Source organism: Anabaena lutea FACHB-196, assembly GCF_014698305.1.
Classification (GTDB): Bacteria; Cyanobacteriota; Cyanobacteriia; order Cyanobacteriales; family Nostocaceae; genus Anabaena; species Anabaena lutea.
In genome coordinates this window covers 194,602-218,547 of record NZ_JACJST010000003.1, presented here as the reverse complement: position 1 = coordinate 218,547, position 23,946 = coordinate 194,602, and the positions used below count along the sequence as shown (strand labels likewise).

The 23,946-nt window shown below is 37.4% G+C and carries 28 protein-coding genes; 11 read left to right on the top strand and 17 right to left on the bottom strand.

Annotated elements, in window-relative coordinates; genetic code table 11:
* Nucleotides 1-274 precede the first annotated feature (274 nt).
* Together H6G59_RS05355 and H6G59_RS05350 are read right to left on the bottom strand one after the other, a co-directional pair.
* A complete protein-coding gene (locus tag H6G59_RS05355; protein ID WP_190712154.1) occupies nucleotides 275-1,918 on the bottom strand; it encodes an ABC1 kinase family protein in 1,644 nt (547 codons plus the stop codon).
* Between the two features lie 258 nt (nucleotides 1,919-2,176).
* On the bottom strand, nucleotides 2,177-3,241 hold the full coding sequence (locus H6G59_RS05350) for a mannose-1-phosphate guanylyltransferase (RefSeq protein ID WP_190712307.1): 1,065 nt from the start codon (nucleotides 3,239-3,241) through the stop codon (nucleotides 2,177-2,179).
* 238 nt (nucleotides 3,242-3,479) lie between these two features.
* On the opposite strand from H6G59_RS05350, the gene H6G59_RS05345 reads away from it, so the two are divergent.
* The 4 genes from H6G59_RS05345 to murJ all read left to right on the top strand — a co-directional run bounded on the left by H6G59_RS05345 (nucleotide 3,480) and on the right by murJ (nucleotide 8,551).
* Nucleotides 3,480-4,997, top strand: a complete 1,518-nt coding sequence (locus H6G59_RS05345; RefSeq protein ID WP_190712152.1) for an LCP family glycopolymer transferase — start codon at nucleotides 3,480-3,482, stop codon at nucleotides 4,995-4,997.
* Nucleotides 4,998-5,127: 130 nt separating this feature from the next.
* The gene (locus H6G59_RS05340; RefSeq protein ID WP_190712150.1) at nucleotides 5,128-5,634 is read left to right on the top strand and encodes a pentapeptide repeat-containing protein; all 507 of its coding nucleotides are present in this window, start codon (nucleotides 5,128-5,130) and stop codon (nucleotides 5,632-5,634) included.
* Nucleotides 5,635-5,843: 209 nt separating this feature from the next.
* Nucleotides 5,844-6,782: a hypothetical protein gene (locus H6G59_RS05335; protein ID WP_190712149.1), complete on the top strand. Its 939-nt coding sequence runs from the start codon at nucleotides 5,844-5,846 to the stop codon at nucleotides 6,780-6,782.
* A gap of 164 nt (nucleotides 6,783-6,946) precedes the next feature.
* Nucleotides 6,947-8,551 carry a murein biosynthesis integral membrane protein MurJ gene (gene murJ / locus H6G59_RS05330; RefSeq protein ID WP_190712147.1) on the top strand — a complete coding sequence of 535 codons (1,605 nt, stop codon included), beginning with the start codon at nucleotides 6,947-6,949 and terminating at the stop codon, nucleotides 8,549-8,551.
* Between the two features lie 140 nt (nucleotides 8,552-8,691).
* Here the strand turns inward: murJ and H6G59_RS05325 are convergent, their stop codons facing one another.
* Genes H6G59_RS05325 through H6G59_RS05305 form a run of 5 tightly spaced genes read right to left on the bottom strand, consistent with a single transcriptional unit; the run spans nucleotide 8,692 to nucleotide 10,428 of the window.
* On the bottom strand, nucleotides 8,692-9,087 hold the full coding sequence (locus tag H6G59_RS05325) for a hypothetical protein (protein WP_190712144.1): 396 nt from the start codon (nucleotides 9,085-9,087) through the stop codon (nucleotides 8,692-8,694).
* On the bottom strand, nucleotides 9,051-9,383 hold the full coding sequence (locus tag H6G59_RS05320) for a hypothetical protein (protein ID WP_190712142.1): 333 nt from the start codon (nucleotides 9,381-9,383) through the stop codon (nucleotides 9,051-9,053). Before H6G59_RS05320 ends, H6G59_RS05325 begins: the two co-directional genes overlap by 37 nt.
* 40 nt (nucleotides 9,384-9,423) lie before the next feature.
* Entirely contained in the window at nucleotides 9,424-9,636 is a 213-nt protein-coding gene (locus H6G59_RS05315) for an antitoxin (protein ID WP_190712140.1), read from the bottom strand.
* Nucleotides 9,637-9,694: 58 nt separating this feature from the next.
* Nucleotides 9,695-10,129, bottom strand: coding sequence for a type II toxin-antitoxin system VapC family toxin (locus tag H6G59_RS05310; protein WP_190712138.1), 435 nt, complete (start codon nucleotides 10,127-10,129; stop codon nucleotides 9,695-9,697).
* Nucleotides 10,126-10,428, bottom strand: a complete 303-nt coding sequence (locus H6G59_RS05305; RefSeq protein WP_190712136.1) for a hypothetical protein — start codon at nucleotides 10,426-10,428, stop codon at nucleotides 10,126-10,128. Before H6G59_RS05305 ends, H6G59_RS05310 begins: the two co-directional genes overlap by 4 nt.
* 91 nt (nucleotides 10,429-10,519) lie before the next feature.
* Here H6G59_RS05305 and H6G59_RS05300 point away from each other — a divergent pair, with 91 nt between their 5' ends.
* The 4 genes from H6G59_RS05300 to H6G59_RS05285 all read left to right on the top strand — a co-directional run bounded on the left by H6G59_RS05300 (nucleotide 10,520) and on the right by H6G59_RS05285 (nucleotide 15,073).
* Nucleotides 10,520-11,101, top strand: a complete 582-nt coding sequence (locus tag H6G59_RS05300; protein ID WP_190712134.1) for a Uma2 family endonuclease — start codon at nucleotides 10,520-10,522, stop codon at nucleotides 11,099-11,101.
* A 437-nt stretch (nucleotides 11,102-11,538) separates the two neighbouring features.
* Nucleotides 11,539-12,768, top strand: a complete 1,230-nt coding sequence (locus H6G59_RS05295; RefSeq protein ID WP_190712132.1) for an ARMT1-like domain-containing protein — start codon at nucleotides 11,539-11,541, stop codon at nucleotides 12,766-12,768.
* A 32-nt stretch (nucleotides 12,769-12,800) separates the two neighbouring features.
* Nucleotides 12,801-14,369: a metallophosphoesterase family protein gene (locus H6G59_RS05290; protein ID WP_190712130.1), complete on the top strand. Its 1,569-nt coding sequence runs from the start codon at nucleotides 12,801-12,803 to the stop codon at nucleotides 14,367-14,369.
* The gene (locus H6G59_RS05285) at nucleotides 14,333-15,073 is read left to right on the top strand and encodes a class I SAM-dependent methyltransferase (protein WP_190712128.1); all 741 of its coding nucleotides are present in this window, start codon (nucleotides 14,333-14,335) and stop codon (nucleotides 15,071-15,073) included. The genes H6G59_RS05290 and H6G59_RS05285 overlap by 37 nt, the downstream gene beginning before the upstream one ends.
* Nucleotides 15,074-15,261: 188 nt before the next feature.
* On the opposite strand, the gene H6G59_RS05280 is transcribed toward H6G59_RS05285, so the two are convergent.
* Together H6G59_RS05280 and H6G59_RS05275 are read right to left on the bottom strand one after the other, a co-directional pair.
* Nucleotides 15,262-15,543, bottom strand: coding sequence for a hypothetical protein (locus tag H6G59_RS05280; protein WP_190712126.1), 282 nt, complete (start codon nucleotides 15,541-15,543; stop codon nucleotides 15,262-15,264).
* An 8-nt stretch (nucleotides 15,544-15,551) separates the two neighbouring features.
* A complete protein-coding gene (locus tag H6G59_RS05275; RefSeq protein ID WP_190712124.1) occupies nucleotides 15,552-15,998 on the bottom strand; it encodes a VOC family protein in 447 nt (148 codons plus the stop codon).
* 71 nt (nucleotides 15,999-16,069) lie between these two features.
* Here H6G59_RS05275 and H6G59_RS05270 point away from each other — a divergent pair, with 71 nt between their 5' ends.
* The gene (locus H6G59_RS05270; RefSeq protein ID WP_190712122.1) at nucleotides 16,070-16,531 is read left to right on the top strand and encodes a DUF4385 domain-containing protein; all 462 of its coding nucleotides are present in this window, start codon (nucleotides 16,070-16,072) and stop codon (nucleotides 16,529-16,531) included.
* 48 nt (nucleotides 16,532-16,579) lie between these two features.
* Here H6G59_RS05270 and H6G59_RS05265 read toward each other — a convergent pair whose 3' ends face one another.
* A complete protein-coding gene (locus tag H6G59_RS05265; RefSeq protein WP_190712120.1) occupies nucleotides 16,580-17,173 on the bottom strand; it encodes a Uma2 family endonuclease in 594 nt (197 codons plus the stop codon).
* A gap of 106 nt (nucleotides 17,174-17,279) precedes the next feature.
* On the opposite strand from H6G59_RS05265, the gene H6G59_RS27800 reads away from it, so the two are divergent.
* The gene (locus H6G59_RS27800) at nucleotides 17,280-17,546 is read left to right on the top strand and encodes a TPR end-of-group domain-containing protein (protein ID WP_422601876.1); all 267 of its coding nucleotides are present in this window, start codon (nucleotides 17,280-17,282) and stop codon (nucleotides 17,544-17,546) included.
* 33 nt (nucleotides 17,547-17,579) lie between these two features.
* Here the strand turns inward: H6G59_RS27800 and H6G59_RS05255 are convergent, their stop codons facing one another.
* From H6G59_RS05255 to H6G59_RS05245, 3 genes are read right to left on the bottom strand one after another with little or no spacing between them, the layout of a single operon-like run.
* Nucleotides 17,580-18,599: an aldo/keto reductase gene (locus H6G59_RS05255; protein WP_190712118.1), complete on the bottom strand. Its 1,020-nt coding sequence runs from the start codon at nucleotides 18,597-18,599 to the stop codon at nucleotides 17,580-17,582.
* 13 nt (nucleotides 18,600-18,612) lie between these two features.
* A complete protein-coding gene (petJ, locus tag H6G59_RS05250; RefSeq protein WP_190712116.1) occupies nucleotides 18,613-18,948 on the bottom strand; it encodes a cytochrome c6 PetJ in 336 nt (111 codons plus the stop codon).
* A gap of 56 nt (nucleotides 18,949-19,004) precedes the next feature.
* Entirely contained in the window at nucleotides 19,005-19,229 is a 225-nt protein-coding gene (locus tag H6G59_RS05245; protein WP_190712114.1) for a hypothetical protein, read from the bottom strand.
* A gap of 188 nt (nucleotides 19,230-19,417) precedes the next feature.
* On the opposite strand from H6G59_RS05245, the gene H6G59_RS05240 reads away from it, so the two are divergent.
* Nucleotides 19,418-20,212, top strand: coding sequence for a histidine kinase (locus H6G59_RS05240; protein WP_190712112.1), 795 nt, complete (start codon nucleotides 19,418-19,420; stop codon nucleotides 20,210-20,212).
* A 235-nt stretch (nucleotides 20,213-20,447) separates the two neighbouring features.
* Here H6G59_RS05240 and H6G59_RS05235 read toward each other — a convergent pair whose 3' ends face one another.
* The 4 genes from H6G59_RS05235 to H6G59_RS05220 all read right to left on the bottom strand — a co-directional run bounded on the left by H6G59_RS05235 (nucleotide 20,448) and on the right by H6G59_RS05220 (nucleotide 23,875).
* Nucleotides 20,448-20,639, bottom strand: coding sequence for a YqaE/Pmp3 family membrane protein (locus tag H6G59_RS05235; protein ID WP_190712110.1), 192 nt, complete (start codon nucleotides 20,637-20,639; stop codon nucleotides 20,448-20,450).
* A gap of 92 nt (nucleotides 20,640-20,731) precedes the next feature.
* Nucleotides 20,732-21,121 (bottom strand): phage holin family protein, encoded by a 390-nt coding sequence (locus H6G59_RS05230; protein ID WP_190712108.1) that lies wholly within the window; start codon nucleotides 21,119-21,121, stop codon nucleotides 20,732-20,734.
* A gap of 166 nt (nucleotides 21,122-21,287) precedes the next feature.
* On the bottom strand, nucleotides 21,288-21,614 hold the full coding sequence (locus H6G59_RS05225; protein WP_190712106.1) for a 2Fe-2S iron-sulfur cluster-binding protein: 327 nt from the start codon (nucleotides 21,612-21,614) through the stop codon (nucleotides 21,288-21,290).
* A 101-nt stretch (nucleotides 21,615-21,715) separates the two neighbouring features.
* Complete coding sequence (locus H6G59_RS05220) at nucleotides 21,716-23,875, bottom strand: Tex family protein (protein ID WP_190712104.1); 2,160 nt, start codon at nucleotides 23,873-23,875, stop codon at nucleotides 21,716-21,718.
* Between the last annotated feature and the right edge of the window lie 71 nt (nucleotides 23,876-23,946).

The window sequence follows — 23,946 nt, the reverse complement described above, 5'->3', positions numbered from 1 at the left end:
TGTGAAAATTATATATAAAAGTTAACATTTGCGTAAGTATTCAGGATAGAGACTTCTCTAAGTCAGGAGAATAAAGACTTTTCGAGTCAAATTTAATGATTTTGATAAAATCTTGCTTCTCTCTATTCTTCATTTCATAAGCATTCTGACTCCTGAACGGCAGTTGCTTTATGCCGGGGAACCCGTCCACCGCACTGCCTCCTCCTGACTCCTGACTCCTGAATTCTTACACATTTACCATCTAGTATTGCCCACCTTAGTTAAGTTAATTAAGTTACCTTAAACGCCCTGAGCGCAAAATACTAATAATTAACCACAAGCCTAACAAACTAGCGGCAGCAAATAGAACATTACTAACAAATGATAACTGAGATGTTTGGGCTTGACTAGAAATAATAGCTGCACCCATAATTAGGGAACCTACTAATATACTAAAAGAAAGTCGGTTAGCGACATCGTCCATTGTGCGGCGCATACCGTCTAAACCCTGAAGTGATAAGTTCCACTGAAAGGTTTCTGATGTTACACGGTCTAAGAATAGTTCAATTTGGCGGGGAGATTGTAAAGAGAGACTTTTGATATCTAAAGCGGTGCGTAAGAGCGATCGCACTGGATTATCTCCCAATAACTGCTGACGAAACAAGTCTGTGATTAATGGTTTAATTTCATCAAATAAATTCACTTCTGGGTTAAAGGTACGCGCTACCCCTTCTAAATTTGCTAAAGTTTTAGCATACAAGCCCATATTGCTAGGTAAGCGAATTTTATTATTGCGGGCAATTTGTAAAATTTCATAAATTATCTGACTGAAATTTATATCAGTCAAGCTGGCATTGTAGTATTTTCGCAACATCCGGTCATAATCGTTTTCTAACCGCGACAAAATGACTGGTTGAGCAGAATCGGAAAGTTGCAAAGTTAACTGAGCGCACCTCTGAGCATCCAAATCTACAATTGCTAACAACATTTCTGTTAAGATTTGCTGGGTACGAGGATCAAGTCTGCCCACCATACCACAGTCTAACAGCGCTACACGCCCTGATGTGAGATAAAACAAGTTACCTGGATGGGGATCAGCGTGAAAAAAGCCATCAATATATAGTTGCTGAAAAAATACTCTAAATAATAAAGTAGTGATCGCTGTTCGTTTGGCGACAGCATCCTGAGGATTTTCGTTACTTAAATCGGCTGACAGCAGGGGAACGCCATCTAACCACTCCATCACCAATAATTTTTCTGTTGTCAAATCCCAGTTAATTTCTGCAACTACTATTTGTGTGGGATCATACCAACGACTTTGGGATAAGTTACGCCGGAGTTGGTCTGTAAATCCTGCTTCTCGTGTAAAGTCTAACTCAGCTTCTAGGGCTTTAGTAAATTCTTCAGCAGTGGATTTGATGTCGTAATTTTGGCCAAAATCAGTCCGCGCGACTAAATCCGCGATTCCTTGAATTAAAGCAATATCTTGAGCAATCGTCGCATCGATCCCCGGACGTTGGACTTTAAGAGCAACTTCCCTTCCGTCTGCTAAAGTGGCACGATGGGTTTGAGCAATTGATCCCGCTGCTACTGGGACATGATTAATGGTGTTGAAGGTTTCTTCTAGTGGGCGTTTTAGCTGTTTACGGATCACTACTTCTACTTCAGCCCAAGGAACTGGGGGTACTTCGTCTTGGAGAGTTGAGAGTTCTTCAATGTAACCAGCGCTAAGTAAATCGGGACGGGTAGAAAGTAGCTGTCCGAGTTTGACGTAAACTGGCCCCAAATCTACCAAGATGTTTTTTAAGACCGCAGGTGTAGGTAGTTGGGGTTGATCAGCTTTACCACCGGTGAGCAACCTTCGCATATAGTCCCAGCCGTTGCGGAGGACTACTTCAATAATTTCTCGTTGTCGGGGAACAGTTTGGGTTAGGAACATTTTTTGGGAAATGAAGACAAAAAATTAAAACTTAAAAATTAAAACTTAAAAATTTAAAAAAAACTCTTGCCTACTGGTTTTTTAGCCACTATCTTTGATGAAGAAATATGTTTTTGTTTAACAAAAAGTGAATTTCATAGTGATCCCCAGGATTCAAGGCTCAAAGTTGTTGCTTAAGCTAAATGTCACAGAATACTATAGACAATCTAGTTATAATTGGGAACAAGACTTTTGAGCCTCTACCAAGGGTGTTAACTTTTACAATAGGTTAGTAAACCGGGGATCACTTTGCAGGATTTTGAGGATCTGCTTAATTTCTTGGGTACGTTCCTTTTTTACTATCAGGGTAACATTGCGATCGCGCACAATGACCACATCATCTAGCCCAATAGTCACAACTACATCATCTGGATTGGAGGCATAAATAATCGCTCCCTCAGTATCTAGTCCTACATGAGTAGCTAATTCAACATTAGGATGATCTTCTTTTTTGAGTAAGCGTTCGATCGCATTCCAATCGCCTAAATCATCCCAACCAAATTCCACTGGTAAAACATATGCTAGACTTGTTTTTTCCATCAACGCGTAATCTATACTTTTTTTAGGCAACTGGGGGTATATATCAGGGCCTTGTTGCTCTAAGGGTTCGATGATTTCTGAGGCATGGGTACGCAGTTCTTCCAGAACGACTCCAGCCCGGAAGACGAACATACCACTATTCCAGCTAAATTGTCCCGTAGATAAAAAAGTTTCTGCCGTTTCCCGGTTGGGCTTTTCAGTAAAGCGGTTGACGTGATAAGCTGGCAACGCATTAAAGCTACCAATCTTTTCACCTTGTTCAATGTAGCCGTAACCAGTTGATGGGAAAGTAGGCTTGATCCCCAACGTGACAATCGCTGCTGTGCTAGTCGCAAGCTCGGTAGCTGCACTCAAGGTATGTACAAACGCATCTTGATCAGCAATCCAGTGGTCAGCAGGGAAAAAGCCAATTACAGCATCTTCTCCGTAACGCTTTTTAATTTCCAAACTTGTCCAAGCAACGGCAGCAGCTGTATCCCTACCTTCTGATTCGATCAGCAAATTTTGCTCTGGTAGATTGGGTAGTTGTTCTCGTACTCCTTGAGCTATTTGACTAGAAGTAATTACCCACAGGTGATCCCAACCACCTGCAAGTGTTAGTAGTCGATCAGCAGTTCCTTGGAGTAAGCTTCTAGAACTACCATCGAGACTTAAAAATTGCTTGGGTCGGTGGCGGCGACTGAGAGGCCAAAAACGCTCACCTTTGCCGCCCGCAAGAATTACAGGGATCAGTAAACTATTCATGTTGTCATATACACCTGTTCCAGAACAATACAAGTGTACATTCATTCAATTTTGGTTGGGATAGTGTTTTTTAAATGTTTTATTTATCACCTAGTTAAAACTAAGAGGGCAACCGTACCCAAAAAATCTAAACTCGGCTTTTCGGAAATCTAAAATTCTTACAGATACATATTACTCTGGCAAAATTTGTAGCTTGGATTAACATACCTTTAGGGAGTGGTTGAGTGGGGAGAGAATTGTGATAAAACAAGTTCAATGGTCGGAAAATCAAGTTATACCTCAGCAAGTACCAGCTTTAGATCCAGGAGTGCGATCGCCACAATTTCCACGGACAGAAAATCAGGTCATACCTCAACAAGTCCCAGAATCACAGGCAGAGGCAATCCCAAAGCCGCCAATAAATGATTCTCAGAATGTCATCGATTCAGTGGGTGCGCTTCCTAACCAGATATATGAGCGGTTGGGTTTGACGATGCCCCACTGGCTACTGTGGATATTAACCTTTGTTTTAGGGATCATTTTATCCGGGTTGCTAGTATCAAGTTTAGCACTTTGGACTCCTCTGTGGAGTAATTTAGATCAGGTCAAAGATGATGATTTTGCCTCTAATACTAAAGATCAGGTAAAAGTACCTGGGTCTTTATGGAGTACACTCTCCAATCACCACCATAAGTACCAACTAACAAAACCCATGAACATTTTAGTTATGGGTATTGAACCAGTTAAGGGTACTGTTGATGGCTCCCCAGAAAGTTTTGCCGGTAGCAGTGATACGATGTTACTAATACGGCTAAATCCCAGCGATCAATCTATTCGCGTGCTTTCAATTCCCAGAGGGACAATGATCTCGATCCCCGAACAGGGACTAACTCAGGTATCTGAAGCTAATGCCAAAGGTGGTCCAGTATTAGCCGCACGGGTAGTTAGCCGCACCTTGAACAATGCGCCTATTGATCGCTATATTCGCATCTCTACTAGTGGACTGAGACAATTAGTTGATCAGTTGGGTGGGGTAAATGTATTTGTACCCCAAGAGATGAATTATAAGGATCAAGCTGGTGGTTTATCGGTAAATTTAGTCAGCGGTTGGCAGACTCTTAATGGTGAACAAGCCGAATTATTTGCCAGATTTAGGGAAACAGGTTTAGGAGATCTACCACGGGTGCAGCGACAACAAGCACTCATAACCGCTTTGCTGCAACAAATCAATAGTCCCACAGTTTTACCCAGGTTGCCCCAATTAACTCGCATTATGCGAAAGTATTTTGACACCAACCTGAAAATGCAAGAAATGATGGCGTTGGCTCATTTTGCCGAGAAGGTAGAGCGGGATAATTTTCAATTAACCATGTTACCAGGTACATTCAGCAAATTCAGTAAAGACCCCAATAGCTATTGGCTGAATATGAATGGACAACAAAGCTTATTGAATGATTATGTTGGGGTGAATGTACCCGGTCTGAAGCCAGATTTAAGACCTGTGTATCGCCTCAAAATTGCTATTCAAAATGCTTCCAATCAACCTCAGTTAACGGAACAAGTTATTACCTATCTCAAACAAAAAGGTTTTACAAATATTTACACCGTTCCTGATTGGCCTGATACCCAACGTCAAACACAGATAATTGTCCAGAAAGGAACTCATCAAACAGGAGTTGACTTACAACAAGTCTTAGGCTTGGGTCAAATCAATGTGTCAGCAACTGGAGATTTGGAATCTGACTTGACAATTCGGATTGGTAAAGATTGGAAATAGTCATTGGTCATTGGTCATTGGTCATTGGTCATTGGTCATTGGTCATTGGTCATTGGTCATTGGCAAAAAATAAGTAACAGTAAGGGTTTAGCATTGCGCTTTACCCCTACAAATGAAAATTAATAAACTTATGAAAAAGATTTTGTTGAGATTATTAAGTTTAATATTAATTTTGATGTTGGCTTTATTCTGGGTAATTATTAATCCCAAACCTGCTTTTGCTCAAGTCAACACCATCAACTATAACAACGCCTCTTTAGAAAATGGTGATTTTTCTCATGCTGATTTAGTCGGTGGGACTTTTGTCGCAGCCGAAATGCGAGGGGCAAATTTTCAAGGTGCGAATTTAACTAACGCGATTTTAACTAAAGGCGTTTTGTTAAAAGCGAATTTAGCAGATGCAAATTTAACAGGTGCTTTAGTTGATAGAGTGACCTTGGATGGTGCTAATCTGAAAAATGCCATTTTCACAGAAGCAACCTTAACCCGTAGTCGTTTTTATGACGCGGATATCACAGGTGCTGATTTTACAGATGCTTTGATTGACCGTTATCAAGTATCCCTATTATGTGAACGGGCAGATGGTGTTAATTCTGTAACTGGGGTTTCAACACGGGATAGTTTGGGGTGTCGTTAATGCATACTCAACACTGTAATTGTCTGAGTGTAGTGTTAAGCATAAATTTGTGAATACGTAGCTTGCGGGTCAGCATTGAAAATATAAATAGTCGTACAAAATCAATTGAATATTTAGGGGAAGGAATAGGCAATAGGGAATACTAAAGGAATACAGAGATTTTTATTTTTTGGCAAAATGTCTAATTAATTTTGCTGAGGTACTTAAATATGGATAGTAAAGATCCTCTCTTACAAGCTGTATTATTGATTACTAACTTGTGGTTATATTGGTATTTTATCAGGGGTAAGACAATAAAAGTTGATGAGCAAACACAAGATAAATTGAACTTTACTATTCAACCCAAGTTTCTTCGGTTTATTGGTTTGTTTATTGGACAAATAGCAATAATTTGCTTATATTCTAGCTTGATAGCTACACCTATCACACAGCTTAATTGTGACCGTGTTCCAGAAAATATAGATATTCCAATTATTGCTAAAAGCACTGAGCAGAAGACATCATCAGTTATATGTAAATTGGTAGAATTTGATTGGTTTAGTCATGAAAAAAGCCAGAAACATATTTCTGAATTAATTGGAGCTAATTTGGAAAAACAAAGTGAGACTGATAGCGATGGAAAAATTTACTATAAATATCGAATTCAGTTAATCACCAATACAGAAAGTTTTCCTTTTGCACAAGCATACAGAGATAGATTTAGTCATGAACAATTAAAGTCAATAATATCACAAATTAATAATTTTTTGGCGCAGCCATTAGAAAAGAAATTACTAGTTCAGAAAGATGATAGGTCACTTATTTATTTTCTAGTTGAAATAACAGTATTTTTTAGTTTATTAGCTCTAATAATAATAGGAGCAGGTTTATTTATTAGCTGCAATTTAAATAAAGAAGCAAATAGCCTAATTCTGAGCAGCTACCGATGGTTTGGAATATTTGGCAAGAGTTTTTCTCAGTACTCATTAAATGAAATTGTTAATATTAAAGTTGAAAGTTCTGATGCTGATGAAGGTGGATTTACTTATAGAGTGATTTTAATTTTAGAATCTGGAGAAAGTGTACCTTTAAGTCATGTCTATAGTTCTGGGTTTGAAGAGAAACAACAAATAGTTAATATTGTCAAAAGTTTTCTAAGTCAAAAATAGTACCTGTTTTCCCGATAACCGAAATAGAATAGCCGCAGTAGTCAGCATTGCTCATCAGATGCTAAATTACTAACTTAACTTATCAAAATTTACCTGACAGATGTTAAGATTTCAGGTTAAATATTCTTAGATATACACTCTGCAAGAGTTTTCGGGTATTATTAGTGACACAATCAGAACAAAAACCTTCTCGTTCTTTCGCTGGTATCGCTGGTATTGTTGCCGCAGCGACGTTAATTAGTAAAGTCTTTGGTTTAGTAAGACAACAAGCCATAGCTGCTGCTTTTGGTGTTGGTGCTGCTGCTACTGCTTATAGTTACGCCTACATTATCCCCGGCTTTCTATTAATTTTACTAGGTGGTGTAAATGGACCTTTACATAGTGCCATTGTTAGTGTTTTAGCCAAACGCAAACGGGAAGAAGCCGCACCTTTAGTAGAAACGGTGACAACCATAGTCGGTGGGTTGCTGTTGGTGGTGACAGTTGCTCAGATTTTCTTGGCAGAACCAATCATTGATATAGTTGGGTATGGGTTAGAGCCTACCACGAGAGAAATAGCTATTCGTCAACTGCAAATAATGGCTCCTATGGCCTTATTTTCTGGTTTAATAGGGATTGGGTTTGGTACTCTTAATGCCGCAAATCAATATTGGCTACTTTCCATAAGTCCTTTATTATCCAGTATTACCGTTGTTATTGGTATTGGTATTTTGGCTTTGCAATATGGCAAAGATATCATCAAGCCAGAATATGCTTTAATCGGTGGCATGATATTAGCTTGGGGAACCTTAGCAGGTGCGATTCTCCAATGGTTAGTACAATTAATTGTTCAGTGGCGGTTAGGTTTAGGAACATTAAAACTGAGATTTGATTTTAAATCTCCCGCAGTTCAAGAAGTAATTAAAATCATGACTCCGGCAACAATTTCTTCAGGAATGATGCCGATTAATGTTGCCACAGATTTATATTTTGCCAGTCCAATTAAAGGTGCAGCAGCAGGTTTTAACTATGCCAATTTATTAGTACAAACTCCCTTGGGGATTATTTCTAATATTATTTTACTGCCTTTATTACCCATATTTGCAAAATTAGCAGAACCAGAAAACTGGCCAGATTTAAAATTACGCATTCGTCAAGGACTTTTATTAACTGCTGTCACCATGCTACCTTTGGGTGCGTTAATGATAGCTTTATCTGAGCCAATTGTGCAGGTAATTTATCAACGAGGAGCATTTAAACAAGAAGCTACACAGTTAGTATCTTCTCTGTTAGTTGCCTATGGTATTGGGATGTTTGTCTATTTAGGGCGTGATGTTTTAGTTCGGGTATTTTATGCTTTAGGTGATGGACAAACACCTTTTAGAATTAGCATTTTTAATATTTTACTCAATGTTGGTTTAGATTTTATTTTGGTTAAGCCTTTTGGTGCGCCTGGTTTGGTGTTAGCTACAGTTGGGGTAAATTGTAGTTCAATTTTAATGTTGTTGTGGTTGTTAAATCGTAAATTAAACGGTTTACCTTTGCGGGAATGGAGTTTACCAATTCTGGGTTTAACTGCTGGTAGTGTGGTTGCTGGAGTTGCAAGTTACGGGACTTTGGTTGCTTGTCAACAGGTTTTGGGAAATAAGGGTTTAGTTATTTTGTTGGTTGAGTTGTCTATTTCTGGTTTGGTAGGAATTGGGGTATTTGCGGTTATTGCTGCTTGGTTGAGAATACCGGAGGTTAATAGTTTTGTGGTGAAGATGCGGCAGAAGTTTTTGAAGAGGTAACTTAATTCAGCTTTTCAACAATCTGGCAACCCTAGTTAATATATAGCAATCCTAAATCATTCGTGAGAACAAAAATGGCTGAAAGTCTTGTAAATAGGTACTTTTTGTCTCAATATTTTCTCACATTTCAATTCGGATTGCTATATATCCAGATTAGTTTTTACCCAATCAACAAAATCTGTAAATGTCATTTCTTCAGTTAAAAATAGCAGATTTTTATCATCTCGATGCAAATGAGGAATATATTCATTCGCATATTCTTTGCCAATTCGACCATATTTTAAGCGAATAGCACGAGGATCGGGACTATTATCAAAACCAGCTTCAACCCAATCACCTCGCAAAACATAGTATCTATATTTTCTCAATTCATCACTGAACAATTCTGTAATTAACACCCGATACTCTCCATACTGTGCTTCTAAACGCAAGATGGCTCGTTTTGGAGTTGAGTCTATTGTATGCTTAACCGACTGAAAATTAACCTGAGCGATTTTTACTATGTCAGCAAAATAGTCTGTAATTTTTGTATCCAATCTTCAACTCCTTTGTGGCAAAATTCCCAATCAGCCAAATCAATCTCCCATGTTTTATTTACAGAATTTTCTACTTGTTTGATAAAGTCTTCGTCTTCATATATTTTTTGACAAAACTTAGAATAATCTAGCTGATATTTTTCTTGATACTTAATATCTCGTTGACGAAGTTCAGCAATTTTTGCTGCAATCTTATCAAGAGTATATTGTTTAAGGGCTAAATCCGTTGATTCTTGTAAATCTCCTAGCGCAGATAAAACTTCAATGTATTCATCTTTAATTGATACTGTTACCATAATTTTTACCTCATCATTAAGCTATTTGGTAAATTGCAGGTTAATCAAGATGCGGTTGTTCTCTGGTAATCATAAAGTCATCAGAGAAGTTATCTAAACTATAAATTAGAGATTGCCACGGGTTATCTTTGGCAATGATAACAATAGCATTACCAATCTTTTTGATATAAATTTCAGTGCCTGTGAGTTTAAATTCTTCTGGCAAAATTACGACTTGATGAATGCCGTCAGTGCTTAGTTTAGCAGTATTCATGGTGTCTTTTTCCTCAAATTAGCTTTATGAATAGCAAGATTGACGACAAATATCGCACTTAATCAGGGACTCGCACCATATCAGCGATCGCACTCCCTAAACGAGTAAAATGATTCGGGTTAAGCGTTAGGAGAACATTTACTTCTGCCTTTATAGCAGCTTGAGCGATTAATGCGTCAAAAATACCACCACCGGGAAGGTTTAAATTTGCCATTTGTGCGATCGCTGTCTGATAGTCATTAGATAGTAGTGGAATCGCCTCAAGGTACTGGGAAATATCAACTATAATGCTCTGAGCTTGTTGGGGAGTAAGACGTGGCTGAATAGGTAAGCGAGTGATTACAGAATAGGTTTCCGCTAAACTGTGAGTCGAGATAAAGCCTTGAACTTTTCTAGATTCTGCTGACTTCAGCCATGAAAAACACATAGAATGGTTTGGGTGATTGACAATTAATGCAGGAACTAAGACAGATGTATCAAATAAAACTTTCATAAAGCCATCTGATCTCGAATGCGCTCTTCTCTCAATTCATCTATGAAGGTATTGAAATCAAAGTTTTCTGGTAATTCTGCATCTACAACCAAAATCCCCTCTTTTCGATATACCTTAGCTTGGTTCAGAGGCGTTACATTAGTTGTATCAGAGTTTTGTTCAGTATCTTCTTCAACCTTTTTTTGAGTCAACGCATGAATTTTTTCGGTAACGGCTTGCAAAACAAACTGCTCAGTCGATATTCCCTGACTGCTTGCCAATTTTTCTATCTTTCGTTGTATTTGTAGAGGAAAATTCATAAACATTAAAGGAACAGAATGTACATAATTCTAACATTTAAATATGATAAAATATCACTAATATCACAATAATTAACTCCCTGTTGATATTATGCAAACACAAATCCGGCACTATACCCCAGAAGAATATCTAGAACTAGAAGAGAAAGCAGAATATAAAAGCGAATACCGCGACGGAGAAATTATACCCATGACTGGAGGAACAACAAATCACAATAAAATTGCTCTTAATTTCGCTGCTGCATTAAAATACGGCTTAAGAAAGAAAAATTATGATGTGTATATTGGTGATGTGCGTTTGTGGATACCGCGTTATCGTCAATATACATATCCTGATGTGATGGTAATTCAAGGAGAACCTATTTACACGGGAGCAAATACAACTACCGTCATGAATCCTTTATTAATTGCGGAAGTTTCATCTAAATCAACTAGCAATTATGATCAAAGTGATAAGTTTCTTTATTATCGGTCAATACCAGAATTTAAAGAATATATTTTAATCAATCAATATCAACATCATGTCATGCAATATGTAAAAACAGATGATGGTAAATGGATATTCACAGAATATGAATCTGAATCGGATATTTTAAAACTGCAAACGGTTGATTTTGAAATTGATTTTAATGACTTATATGAGCAAGTTAATTTTAAACAAAGCGAAGAATAATTAACTAGTAAAAGGTTAATCAATGTTGCTATGTCATTAACTGTTTGCAAATTACAGCAGATTGCAGATCAATGAGGTACAGAATCAAAATTGAAACCTAGACACCAAGCCAGTTTTACTCCTGACTCCTGAACCGATAGCGCAGCGTGGCGTAAGCCATAGGTCTGCGAAGCGTCTCCTGAATTCTGCTGTAACACTTTTTTCTAATTTTCAGGATGATAAATTTTCATACCCTAAAAGACAGAGATTTGAACTTTTACAAGATTACGAAAAAACCTAAACGTGTCGTAGGGGTTTAGCATTGCGCTTGACCCCTACCTTATGGAATCAAAGGATTTAGCATTTTTGACAAAGTTAATTTTTGAACAGCTTTGAGTAGAACTATTAATAAAATCAGGTTAGAATAACTAAAAATTCGCGGGAGGTAACAGTTTTTAGTGCATAAACCTCAAATTCCCAATTTACCAATACCAGCACCGCTTGTAGGTTCAGATGCTGGCTCTTTTACTGAGTATACAGTTACTCAACGGATGCCAGATATTGCTCGTCGTGTGATTATAGAAAATAAATTCCCCACGGAAATAAATCAAAGCTTGGAAAAACTAGCAGCAGAACTACCAAGCGGATATTTACAACCTTTAGTAAATGACACGGGTGCAGATTTTTCGGACTGGGAGAAATATCTAGAACCATATAAAAATCAACGTTGGGTAGATATTCCTTGGTTTGTTGCAGAAACTTATTTTTATCGTTTGATTCTGAATATTACTAATTACTTTAAACCTGGAGAATGGCAAGGTGTTGATCCATTTGAGTTACAAAAAACTCAAGGTTTAGAAACATCAATTGACTCAATTATTTCTTTGTGTACTCAATTGCAGCAATGGTTAAATGAGTCGCAACAAGAAAATCAACCTAGCAAATCTTCTCTAATTGCTTTGTTGTATTTTGCATTGTGGGGAAATCGGGTTGACTTAAGTTTATGGTCAGCTTTTGAAGATGACAGGAGTCGTTTTAATATTCAGACTCAATTAAATAATATCTTAGTAGATGATACCTTTGCGGTTACTAAGTTATTAACAAAATCACAGGATAACTGTATTGATTTGGTTGTTGATAATGCTGGTTTTGAGTTAATTTGTGATTTATGTTTGGTGGATTTTCTCTTAGGTAGTGGCTTTGCAAATCAGGTTTATCTTCACTTAAAACCCCATCCAACTTTTGTATCTGATGCGATGATCAAAGATGTGCATTATACGAAAGATTTTTTATTGCAAAGCGGCAATATTCAAGTTCAAGCATTGGGACAGAGATTAACAGAAAATCTAGCTTCAGGTAAATTAGTTTTAACTGAAGATTACTTTTGGACTTCACCATTACCATTTTGGGAAATACCAAAAACCCTCAAAAATGAATTAGCAAAATCTAACTTAATAATTGTTAAAGGTGATGCTAATTATCGGCGCTTGTTGGGCGATCGCTATTGGGATTTTACCACCAAATTTGCAGATATAGTTTCTTATTTACCTGTACCAATGGTGGCTTTACGTACTTTAAAATCGGAAGTTGCCGCAGGTCTTAAGTCAGAAGTTATAGTGGAATTAGCAACAATAGACCCTCATTGGTTGACGAATGGACAATGGGGTGTAATTCAGTTAGTAGACTAAGCTATTTAGATAAGCGTTAGCTAATTTCAGTTATGAGATTAATTTCTGAACCATCGGTTCCTGTAAAAATCCAAAAAATGAAGCAACGGGTGCGATGGATGCATCCTAGCATTAAAGAACGGGGAATTGACCAAACCTGCATGATTTTAGATGATGGCAGGGAGGAAAGTCTAGATTTTTCGTTTATGGTAATGGGCGATACTGGCACTAAATCCCATTACGGACAACATCCTCAACGTCAAGTTGCGGAAATGATGCTAAATCATAGCGATGATTGCCGTTTTGTGCTTCATACTGGTGATGTAATTTATACGATTGGTTCCCGTGAATATTATCCGACCAATTTTATTGAACCTTATCGGGAATTTTTGTTAGGTGGAGAAAACCCCAAAAATATTGCTTATGACCAAATGGTGTTTAAGTTACCAATCTTGCCTGTTTTAGGTAATCATGATTACTATGATGTGCCTTTGTTGTATCGCTTAATAACAGGTTCAACTTTGCCTCTACGCCGGATGTTACGCTATAGAGATATTGAAATTGGTTGGCATGGTTCCAATCAAGGAGATGCTTATACAAGGGCGTTTATTGATTATTTAGCGGCGTTTTCCCCAACGGATTTAGAACATCATTTAGACACACATTACACTGCTAAAAGTGATACAGGACGATGTTTACATTACCAACCGGGAAAATTTACTCGCTTACCTAATCGGTATTATACTTTTCGTTATAGTGGAATTGACTTTTTTGCCCTTGATTCCAATACTTTTAATACACCAGAACCTTTACCAGAAAACCAAGCTGGAGATATTTACCGTCGAGAATTGCAAGAACGTTGTCAAAAAATAGACCAAGAAGAGTTACAAATTTTGGCAGAGTTAGACAAACTCAATCCCGAAAACCCTACAGAAGCTGAACAATTGGCTGATTTAAGTGGGAAATTAGACCAAATCAACGAAGTAAAAATTGATATTGAAAAACAATTAGAATCTCACACAATTGCTGATGTGGATTTTGAACAACTTGATTGGTTGCGAAGTCGGTTGATTGAATCTTGGCATAATTCAGAAGTGCGGGGACGGGTAATATTTTTGCATCATCCTCCTTATGTTACAGAAGCAACTAAGTGGAATCAAGGACAAACTTTAGCAGTACGTCATCGTTTGCGGGGAGTATTTGAGCAAGTAGCGGCAACTTTGGGTAATATAACTCAAGAACGTCCCATTGTAGATGTAATTTTTAGTGGACACGCCCATTGTTTGGAATATCTGCGGACTGTGAATACAGGATACGCTGATTCTCATACTAATTATATTGTTTCTGGTGGCAGTGGTCGTCGTCCCCGTCGTCAACGGGAAGAAGGGACGGAACTGATGGAAACTTTTAATGATGTTGCTGATGGTTCTACTCGGAAAGTTGCAGACTCATTGCTATATGTGGGGAGGAGTGGTTACGGTTCCGAGAGAAAAAAGCCTTATTCCTGCGTGCGGGTGGATGTAAAAGCCGGGTTCCCTGCTAAGTTTATTGTTACACCACTAGTTACGGAACGAGTTGAGGGGAAATGGTGCGATCGCTCTTTAGAATCTTTTATAATTTAACATTGATCATATTTCTCTGTTGGGGAATATTACTCGCTTTCTCCAACGTTTCCATAGCAGCGTCTCCCGTTTACGAACTTCGACAAAACCACAGTCCTGATGGTATCGGTAAATACTACATGGGGCGAGAAATTGCCCAAGTCATGGGATATACGGGTGCAGGTTGGTTAGAAAGACCTAACAGAGAAGCGGAAGAAAAACCCAGTCAAATAGTCAATCTACTGAATTTACAACCTGATAACGTTGTTGCAGATATTGGTGCTGGTACAGGTCATTTAAGTTTTTTAATCGCACCTTTATTACCACAAGGTAAGGTTTTAGCGGTAGATATCCAGCCAGAAATGTTAGAGATTATTGGTTATTTTAAACAAGAGAAAAACATCAATAATGTTGAGCCAATTTTAGCTACTTTAACTAATCCTAACTTACCACCACAAAGCATAGATTTAGCAATTATGGTCGATGCTTATCATGAATTAGCATATCCTCAAGAAGTGATGACAGAAATTGTTAAAGCCTTAAAACCAGGTGGTAGAGTTGTTTTAGTAGAATATCGGGCTGAAAATCCCTTTATTTTGATTAAACGTTTGCACAAAATGACTCAACAACAAGTGAAGAAAGAAATGCAAGCGGTAGGTTTAGTTTTACAGGAAAGCATAAATTCATTACCACAACAGCATTTACTTGTTTTTGCAAAACCATGAATTAGATTTTTATCTCACGCAGAGTCGCAGAGAAGAACGCAAGAGTTTTGATATAGTTTAAAAAATCTTTTTCTTCTCTTTCTTACCTTCGTGTCTTTTGCTTCTTCGTGGTTTATTAAAAAAGAGTTTGTGAAACATTATTAATAATTTGTTGGGTTGCGATGTCGCTTAACCCAACCTACTATAATTTATAACATTTGCGGAATTAAACTAGCTTTTTTAGTTGCACTATCCCACACTATCCAATTAATATTATCATCTAAATCAACTGCATTAGTGGTGACTTTAAAATACAGCTTTTCTCCTCCTTTAACTTCCACAGCAAAATCACCTTTTTGGGCATAAACAACAATAAAACCTCTATCCCGTAAACAATACATCGCCCAATTTTTTAAAGATTGTTTGTAGGGTTCGTGAGGAATAGGTGGGTTGGTAATTACTTCATTAATAACTTTTAAAACTTTTTCCATTTTCTTATTTAATGAGGATCACAACGAATTTCAATCATAAACCCATCGGGGTCATAAAAGTACACCCCTCTACCTGTAGGACGGGTAACTGGGCCATGTGCGATAACTAAATTATTTTCCTTGATAACGGATACAGCTTGATCAAATAATTCTGGGTCAATATCAAAGGCTAAATGATATGCTCTAGTAAAGGACTTACTGGGGTCAGGATCTGGTGGTAATAATTCTGGTTCTCCAAATAAATCAATAATCGTCCCGTCGGGAGTGACAAAATTAGCGACTTTTCCAGCATTGACAAGTTCTATTAATGTTTCTGGTACTTCTTCTCCTGTGAGTTCGTGTAAGCCTAAAATATGACCATAAAAATGGCGGGATGCTTGCATATCAGCAACGTTTAAAGCGATATGATGGATTTTGCGTAGATTACCGGGTGTCAGGACATTGCTAGATAACATAACCAACAAATTTATTTACTAAGATAGAGGTTAAAAGAAGTTTCAACTTTTATCTTTAGTATAAACCCATCATGCCTTTTAATTATTCTTTAGATTTTAAGTCCATAGACTTTCGCCAAAATCCAGAACTCTATCAGGTAGGTAAAGGCGAACAGGGAGTATTGTTGGTAGAACCCTATAAATCAGAAATCCTGCCCTATTGGCGCTTTAAAACTCCTGATATCGCCAGAGAATCTAGTGAAAAAATTTATAGTATGTTTCTAGATTATCTGGAACAAGACGATTTTGTTGGAGCAGATATGGCTAGGAAATTCTTGCAAATGGGATATACTCGTTCCCGTCGCTATGCTAATCACAAAAGCGGCAGAAAATATAATCCTAATAGCACATCATCAGATCATAAAAAAGAGATATTGCCTTATGATACAGACCCAATTAAGGCTGAATCGGCGGCAATATTTAAAGCTAAATGGATAGAAGCAAAAAATAATGATAAATATCGTCAAATGCTAGCCAATCATAAACGTAAATAGCCATTGGGAATATTTTTTTCGATAAATTATAATCCATAAATTTAAAATCTATGGATTTAAAATTATCTGCAAATCGAGAATAAAGCCAGGTAAAATATCTTCACCAGAAACTTTTGGTGGATTGTGAAAATCAAAGTTCAAAATTTCTACATTTTTTCCTGGTCGATAAATTTCTACTAAGGGTGTTTGTGGATCAATTAACCAACCTAAAAGTGCGCCATTATCTCTATATTCTCGCATTTTGATCCGTAATTTTTCTAAAGTATCAGTTTCCGAACGTAGTTCAATTACAAAATCAGGACAAATGGGGGGAAACCGTTTTTTTTCCTCTGTAGTTAAAGCTTCCCATCTTGATAATTTTACCCAAGCAGCATCAGGACAACGATAAGCACCACTAGGTAATTTAAATTCGGTGGAAGAGTCAAATACTTTACCTAATTTAGTTTGACGATTCCATACACCGAGTTCTATGTTAATATCTGAATTTCTAATTCCGCTTTCTCCACCAGTGGGGGGCATAATTATTAATTCTCCTGTTTGGGTCAGTTCTAATTTCCAGGGTTCGTTAGCGATGCAAAGTTGATAAAACTGCTCATCTGTTAAACCTACTGCGGGAGGTATGTTTAAGGTGAGGGTTTCCATAGGTTTTACTCAAAGAGGTTAATTTTATTATCAGCTAAATATTAGCTAAAGTCTAAATCTCAGTATTTTTGCGCTAAAATACCGCTAGGTGGTGAGATTTTGTACTATGACTTCAGATTTTGCTTTTTTAAAACGCCTACATAACGCTTTTGACCCATTCCGTCCATTACCTGCTGGTGATCCTGCTTATGTTAACTGTCAGGAAGTGCGGGGAGATGGTGACATTTTAGAAGCTGTAGGGAGAGAGATTTTATATTCTGACAGAGCAATTAGGTTAAGTCCTGATGAGTATCGTAAAATGGCAAAAATTGACCCAGATTTTAATGCTATTCGGCAAGATGAATCCTTTCAAGCTTTGATTCAAGACGAATAAATTAGGGGTTAGTTCTTCCCCAACCCCTGAATTCTACCTTCGATACTCATCCCCACAGTCACCAATTAACTGATACAAATCCCGCGACTGCTGCGAAACCGCATCTATCTTTTCCACATCCTCAGCATCCAAACTAAACCCAAACAACCGCGCATTATCTGAAATATGTTCCGCAATTCCTAATCTTGCACCGACAATTACACCTCCTACCGCTGGCTGATTTAAAATGTAATTTACAGCCACATTAGCAATACTCACTTGATGCTTATCTGCAATTTCTTTAAGAGTAGCTAGTAAGATTTGAAATAATCCCCAACCACCCCAATTATCAATCATTTGTTTGTATTTTCTCAAGCTGGTAGTGTTTATTTCTAAGCTTTTTGGTTCTGGTTTACCTAAATATTTTTCTGATAACAAACCACCGCAAACACTACCATAGGTAAATAATTTGATATCATGTTCTTGACAGAATTTAACCATATTTACTTGTGGTCTTCTGTCAACCAATGAAAACTGAACTTGATTAGAAACAATCTTGATTCCTGCTTCGGTAATAATTTGCAAATGTTCTGTATCAAAGTTAGTTAAAGCTAAATGTTTGATTTTACCTTCAGTTTGCAATTCTGCCATATATTTAAGCGCATCTAAATAACCAGAATCTCGATATTCCCACCAATGGAACTGCATTAAATCTAATGATTTAACATCCATTCGACCCAGGGATATATCAATATTTTTCTCGACAATCTCTTTCGTCATCTTTCCAGGACGAGGAACCCATTTTGTAAAAGCTTGAATATTATTTACAGCTTCTTCACCACGAGTCGCTATGAGTTGACGACGAAATTCACCAATGAAATCTTCTGCTGGGCCATAATGGTCTGCTAAATCCCAAGTTGTAAAGCCAGCATCGACATATTGAAACATTGACTCAATAGCGGTTTTCGGGTTAATGCGTCCATGTCCTCCAGAAACCTGCCACATTCCATTTAAGATGCGGCAAATCTTTAAATCAGGAGTAAATTGTAAATAGCTTTCTTGAGGTAAAGTCATATTTTTTGTATTGTTATTTCCAATCTTTTTCTGCTTGTTCCAAAACATAAGCTGCAACGTTTTGAATTTCCTCTGTTGTTAATCTTTCTTTGTAGGCTGACATATTATTTTTACCATTAGTAACAATGGATGTAATCGCCTCTAAAGAATCCATCCCATATTTTTTAAGTGCATTCTTTTTGAGATTTTTACCCCATCTAATAATGTTACCGCCATCGATATGACAACCAATACAATGCATATTAAAAACTTCTGCACCATTTGTGGTATCTACTGCATTAGCAGGTAAAATTAAAATACTTGTCCATAACGAAAGGGTAACTAATATAAATGTTAGTAATTTTATCACCCAACTTCTCCAAATTTTGTGATGACAATTTACAGCAATAAGCACCAAACACAATATTACAGTGATTCAAAGTCGGATGTAAATCCGGCAAATTCTGCACATTCTTCTTGAAAGGCTTCTGCTTCGCTGACATCCTCGATTTTATAGGACATGATACGGATACCATTTGGCATTTTTTTAGAACCAATCAATTCACCTTGGTATTTAGCTGCGATAGCTTTAAAATCAACGCCATAAAGCTTCCAGGCTTCACCGTCACAAGTGATATTTACACGCCACATAGTTAATTTGCAATTATTACTGGTACATATTCATCATCTCACAAATAGGTAACACAGTAAAAATCATCTCTTTGATGCTGTGGTTTTCTATCTAAAGGAAGTGTTTATCTAAAAAATACCGCGTCATAATGTAAATGTAGCATCATGTCCAATTGCTATCCAAATTAGCTAAATTTCTAAGGGTAAACATGACTAACAACATCAAAGAAAAAATTCAAGCGGATTTACAGGCAGCCAAAGCTACCGGACAGTTAAGAACAGAGAACGTTCGTGAAATCGTCAAATCCGCAGTTTCTCAGGTAGCTGCTGAATTGAAAGAAGGTTCTAGCGAATTACGGACTTTAGTTAAAGATGCTGTTTCGGCAGTAATTGAAAATTTACAAGACAAAGGTAACGAAATCAAAGAAGAAGTGACAGCTTCTATTGAAGGTGCATTAGAAGGTGTGAATAGCAAAAGACACGAAGCTATTGTCAAAACCCAAACTGAACTGAAGACGCTACAAGCGCGACTAGATAACGAAGAAGAACAACTTCAGCAAGAAGTTGACGGAATGTTAGCAGAGATAGTAGAAACTGGTAAAGAAACATCTGCTAATACTAAAAGTACAATTGAATCGGCGATTAATGCGATTAAAGATAGTGAAGAAGTTAGTTTGTTAAAGAAACGTTATGCACAACTGCAAGCACAATTAGCGATTGTTAGAGCAAATTTAGCTGCACGTTATGGCGGGCGTTCTGGGGAAGTAAAAGACTATTTAGATGAAGCAAAAACCTGGTATGATCAAGCGCGTCCCCAGGTAGAATCTGTGGTTACACAGGTGGGAGAAAAACACTCTCAATTAGAAAATAAACTGGGTGAAGCAGGTGCTGTGTTAGCTAAAAAAGAGCGTCACTTCAAGCAAATATTGAGAGATTTACTCTTAGCAACGGCTGACTCATTTAAAGATAAAGAACCTGAAGACAAGAAAACACTGACTAAATAAGTATCCATAGCAATCTTTGCGGAGGTTTTAAACATCTTGTAGGTTGGGTTAGATGCGGTAAATAACTGATAACGCTCACAGATAAATCACAAAACTGCGTCGTAACCCAACATCTAATATAAAATATGTGTTCATGAATAATATAAAATCGCTAGATAAATTTTCTTATTTTAAAATGTCATCAAAAAATGGTAATTAGTCAAAAATTAATCAGACTAATTACCAATTACTAAAATTAGTAAATACCTTCCTCTCTATTCGGGTTTTCATTATGTTTAGCAATTACCCAAATTGCATGAACACTACCGGGTAGCCAACCCAGAAGGGTAAGCAAGATGTTAATGAACAAAGTTGGACCAACTCCAACGGTGAGAAAAACTCCTAATGGAGGTAAGAAAAAACCAAGCAGTAAACGGATGATGTTCATGATATTTTGCGAATGTTTTAACTTGGCAGTAACAGCAAATGAGCAGGATTTTTCAACCTGCGTTGGCAGGTTTTTGGAGTGAAAGATGCGAATTAAGAGGATATTTTGGGGTTAGTAGGAGTACTTTGTAATTCAGGATTCTTTTCAGCAAAGTATTTACTGATGAAGGTGTTGGCCAAAGATAGGACTACTGGACCGAGAATAAAACCAATAATTCCGTGAACACTAAAGCCAGGAACTAAAATTGATGCTAACCAAAAGCAGATTCCGTTGACTATTAGGGAAAATCCACCTAATGTTAAGAACGTCAATGGTAAAGATAGTGTGGAAATGATTGGTTTGACTGAACCGTTAATCAAACCAATAGCTAAACCTGCAATTAAAGCTGAAGGAAAATTGGCAAGATTAACGCCTGGAACAATTAAATCAACAATTAGCAGGCTTAAAGCTGTAGCGAGTATAGTTAGAAATGTTCCCCACATTGTTTTTACCTTTGAGTAACAGCAACACATATACTGTTTCTATCTTCTAGTAAAATTTAGGTTTTAACCTCTGGTTTTAGACAGAATTGGTTTATGTCGGAAGGAGGATTTTTTAAACGCAGAGGAATGCGGAGGTTAACGCGGAGGAATGCGGAGGGTTTTTTAGTTATTCAGGTTTATGGTAGAGGGAGGTTTTATATAAATGTTGTTCTTGATGTGTTTCTAATACGCAATCAGATAAGGGATAACTTACGCAGGTAACGACATAACCAGCTTGGATTTCATGGGGACGGAGAAATTTTTGTTCACTTTGATCAATTTCACCGCTAATAAGTTTAGCTACACAAGCTGAACATTCTCCTTGTTTACAACCAGATGGTATGCGGATGCCTTTTTCTTCTGCTATATCTATAATATATTGATCTTCTGGTACTTGAATTGTGCGATCTAATTTTAGTTTTTCGTTGATTAATCTAACTTGATAAAGTGTCATATCAATTTCGGAGATGTCTAATAGTTGAAGATATGATTTTTTTCACGCAGAGACGCAGAGGCACAGAGAGAGTTTTTTTTGTCTATGCGTGAAATTTTATGCTATTGTTTGACTGCTTTCATGGATAAACCTATGCGTTTTAATTTTTCGTTAATTTCTAAAACTTGCACTTTAACAACTTGTCCAACTTTGACTATTTTTTGAGGATCATCTACGAATCTATCTGCAAGTTGGGAAATATGTACTAGTCCATCTTGGTGTACACCAATATCAACAAAGGCACCGAAGTTAGCAACGTTGGTTATTATTCCTTCTAGTTCCATTCCTATTTGTAAATCTTTGATTTCTTTGATTCCATCTTTGAATGTGGCATACTTAAATTCTGCACGAGGATCTCTTCCTGGTTTTTCTAGTTCGCTGAGGATGTCGCGCAGTGTTGGTTCTCCAATTGTGTCGGTGACGTATTTTTTGATGTTGGTTTTTTTGAGTTTTTCGGCAATTTCTGTGACTTGATTTAATGGTACTTGTAAATCTTTGGCTATGGATTCTACAAGTGCGTAACTTTCTGGATGTACTGCTGTATTATCTAGGGGGTTTTCACTACCGCGAATTCTTAAGAAGCCTGCTGCTTGTTCAAAGGCTTTTGGTCCCAATTTGGCTACTTTTAATAGTTGGCGGCGATTTTTAAAGGCTCCGTTTTCGTTGCGATAGGCAATAATATTGTTAGCTACTGTGGGGGTAATTCCCGAAACAAAGGTGAGAAGTTCTTTGGAAGCGGTGTTTAAATCTACGCCAACATAGTTAACGCAGCTTTCTACGGTTTCATCTAATTTCTTTTTCAGCAATTTTTGGTCAACATCGTGTTGATATTGTCCGACTCCTATGGATTTGGGATCGATTTTTACTAATTCGGCTAAGGGATCTTGTAATCTTCTGCCGATGCTAATTGCACCGCGCACGGTAATATCTAAATCAGGAAACTCTTCTAGTGCGACTTTGCTGGCAGAATATATAGATGCACCTGATTCGTTTACCATGACTTTAATGGGTTTGCGTTCGCAGTTTGCTAATACTTCTACCACAAATTCGTCGGTTTCACGGGAAGCTGTTCCGTTCCCAATTGCAATTAATTCAATTTGGTATTTTTCAATTAAGTTCTTGATGGTTTGTGCTGCTTTTTTGCGTTGTTCGACAGCTTGGTGGGGAAACACTGCTTGATATTCTAAAAATTTGCCGGTTTGTTCTAGTACTGCTACTTTACACCCTGTTCTAAAACCAGGATCTATTGCTAAGGTTGGTTTCATTCCTGCTGGTGCTGATAAGAGTAATTCTCGCAAATTCGCTTCAAAGGTTTTGATGGATTCAATATCAGAGTAGGTTTTTTTCTCAGAAATTACTTCCCCAATCAGAGAATTTTTCATCAATCGGTTAAATGCATCTTTCAACATTGCTTGATAAAAATCTCGCACGGTGCGAACTTTGGTTTTAATTTCTTGTAATTCTAAATAATCAAGTACGAAATCTTCATCAAAAGCAATTTCAAAGTTTAATATTTTTTCGGCTTCTCCCCGACACAAGGCCAGCATATTATGAGGGGCTATATTTTTAACTTTGATTTGATAGTTGCGGTACATTTCAAATTTGGTTGTACCTTCTGGATGTTCATCTTTGATGCGGGAAATAAACAAACCAGATTCTAAAAGATAAAGCCGTAAATAGGCGCGTAATTCTGCTTTTTCTGCTACTTCTTCCGCTAAAATGTCTGATGCACCTTTTAAAGCTTCTTCTGCGGTTTTTACGCCTTTTTCTTCAGAAATATATTTCCTTGCTTCGGCTTCTAGGGAAGCTGTGACACCATTTTTGACGTTTAATGATTTAATAAAAGCTGCTAGGGGTTCGAGTCCTTTCTCTCTAGCGATAGTGGCGCGGGTGCGACGTTTGGGTTTATATGGTAAGTATAAATCCTCAAGTTCTGTTTTTTGTAAGCAGGAGGTAATTTTGGCTTTTAATTCTTCGCTGAGTTTACCTTGTTCAGCGATCGCATTCAAAATCACTTTCTTTCTTTCTTCCAATTCTGATAGGTATGTATACCTATCAGATAAATCCCGCAACTGCACTTCATTCATCTCATTGGTGCGTTCTTTGCGATAACGTGCAATAAAGGGAATTGTCGCACCTTCGGCCAAAAGTTCCAGCGCGTTTTGCACCTGATAAGGTTGAAGTTGTAGTTCAGTTGCTAGTAGTTGAGGAATGTTCAGCATTGGGTGTTTACGTTGAAAATGCTACTTTGGTAAGATGTTAGGTGTTGGCAGTAGAATAGCGTAATTAAACT